Annotated in this window: 1 protein-coding gene; it reads right to left on the minus strand. The window is 32.5% G+C overall.

From position 1 onward, the window contains the following. Window positions 1-231: hypothetical protein (locus SCALIN_RS19630; protein ID WP_133112082.1), on the minus strand; the 231-nt coding region annotated here is incomplete at its 3' end. Window positions 232-523 lie beyond the last annotated feature (292 nt).

The raw sequence follows: 523 nt of genomic DNA on the forward strand, positions 1-523 counted from the left end.
GAATTTAGACTCTCTTGTTATCATGGTTTTTATAGACCATGTTGCCAGTATGGAAAAGGTCAAGATATAAAGAATTGTAATCTTGCTCAGATCGAAGACGCTGTGAATATGAATATCAAAGAAGAGTGGAACAGCGATGATGATGACTAACAGCATTGCTATTATTATTTGATCACAGTAAGGAATTGTTCCCGTTCCTGTTGGTCTCGCTGCAAGAGGTTCTTTATTCATACAAATTTCTTAACAAAAGACTAGTGGTAAAATCAAAAAAGGTTTCTTTTTTTTTCAGATAGACAAGGCTTAGTGCTTGTAAGATCAAACACAATAAACGCTTGACACAAGTGTTTTTGCAAAGCTATAATCCCCCCAAATACATAGCTAATTTGTAAATGCTTACCTTAATGCTTGCATGAACCAAATACAATGTAAAAATTATTCCTTGATAATATAAAATAAACACTTGTTTGTAACACATAACTAGGAAGGGGATGTGTATTGATGAAAATATTAAAATCTAACGAAT

This window comes from Candidatus Scalindua japonica (assembly GCF_002443295.1).
GTDB lineage: Bacteria > Planctomycetota > Brocadiia > Brocadiales > Scalinduaceae > Scalindua > Scalindua japonica.